Genomic DNA, 1,602 nt, shown 5'->3' with positions numbered 1-1,602 from the left:
CAATGTCCACTATCAATGGTGGACACTATCCCGCACTCTCACACCGCGGCAGAGCGGTTAGACCGGACGGTTACGCCTTCGGCGGAACACCCGATGGAGGTATTGCGCGGCTGACCCTGTCTGACGACGACCGCCGCGTGCGCGACTGGCTGACGGCGCAATGCCTGGATCTGGGAATGACGATGACCGTGGACGAGGTTGGCAACATGTTCGCGCTGCGCCCGGGGCGGCGGTCCGACGTGCTGCCACTGGCCATGGGCAGCCATCTCGACACCCAGCCGACTGGAGGCAGGTTCGATGGTGTACTGGGGGTGCTTGCAGGCCTTGAGGTGCTCCGGACCCTGGATGCTGCAGGGGTCGTCACCGAGGCGCCACTGATGCTGGTCAACTGGACCAACGAGGAAGGCGCGCGATTTGCGCCAGTGATGCTCGGGTCGGGTGTTCACGCCGGCCTCTTCAGCCGAGACTATGCGAACAGCCGCACCGACGCGGCGGGGGAAAGCTTCGGAGATGCGCTGCATCGCATTGGATATCAGGGTCCGGTTCCGTCCGGGCACACTCGCTTCGGTGCGATGTTCGAGTTGCATATCGAGCAGGGGCCAATCCTCGAGGCGGAAGGATTTCGAATTGGCGTGGTCACCGGCGTGCAGGGTCTGCGCTGGTTCGAGTTCGAACTGACCGGAGTCGCGGCGCATAGCGGCTCGACTCCCATGAACCTTCGTCACGATGCACTGCGGGGTGCGGCGCAGGTGATAGAAGGTGTGCATCGTATCGCATGTGAGAACGTTGGCGCGGTCGGGACGGTCGGTTCTCTGGATGTCCGCCCGAACTCGCGCAATGTGATCCCCGGTCAGGTCCGGGCCAGCATCGATCTGCGCCACCCGGAGGACCGAGTCCTCGACGAAATGGAGCGTGAAATCGAGAGCTTGGTTGCCGAGGTGGCCGCGTCCCACGCCCTCGGCCACAAACTCGAGCGGATTTCACGCACCTCGCCGGTGACCTTCGACCCCGGCTGTATCTCTGCGATAAGCGCGGGGGCCGCAGCCGCCGGGTTTGCAACCCGCGACATCGTCTCTGGAGCGGTCCACGATGCGGTGCATGCAGCCGCCGTTGCGCCGACCGGGATGATTTTCGTGCCGAGCCAAGGTGGCCTGTCGCACAATCCGGCCGAAGCTACGCTGCCGGAGGACTGTGCTGCGGGAGCCCAGGTGCTACTAGATGCACTCCTTGCCTATGACCTTCAATGCTAAGTAGTCCGTTGCCGGGATTAGCGGTCGATATTGCCGGCGAGATCAGCTCATGACCAAGGCGTCAGAGTGTCCCCTATGCGGGGCGAAACCCCTGCCGGCTTGGTTTACGTTTCCTGATTGCCGGGAGTGAGATCCGTCGACCTCATCCCCTTCGGCTTCGAATCTCAGATACGAAGGCGGCTTTCAAGCGGCATAACCCCTCAGGGCGGCAAGCACTGTGTGAGAGAACCATTGCAGCGGATCAGCTAGTCAAGTCCCCGGGCTCCGAGCTCAAGGATGCTGTCCGATGGAGTGGTGTAGCTGGCGCTGATCGTCACCTTGATGTTCGGCGCGGGCCTGCTTGATCAGGATG

The 1,602-nt window shown here is 62.9% G+C and carries 1 protein-coding gene; it reads left to right on the top strand.

Features of this window, described 5'->3' with window-relative positions; genetic code table 11:
• Nucleotides 1-2 precede the first annotated feature (2 nt).
• Nucleotides 3-1,250 (top strand): Zn-dependent hydrolase, encoded by a 1,248-nt coding sequence (locus Q0938_RS19080; protein ID WP_299365691.1) that lies wholly within the window; start codon nt 3-5, stop codon nt 1,248-1,250.
• The last annotated feature ends 352 nt before the right edge of the window (nt 1,251-1,602 follow it).

It is taken from the genome of uncultured Paracoccus sp. (assembly GCF_947496875.1).
Classification (GTDB): Bacteria; Pseudomonadota; Alphaproteobacteria; order Rhodobacterales; family Rhodobacteraceae; genus Paracoccus.
Note: the sequence above shows the minus strand (reverse complement) of the source record. Positions and strands in the feature narration are given on the sequence as shown.

Excerpts from the sequence above, each read along its gene's own strand:
- Q0938_RS19080 (WP_299365691.1), top strand. The coding sequence starts at position 3 with ATGTCCACTATCAATGGTGGACACTATCCCGCACTCTCACACCGCGGC.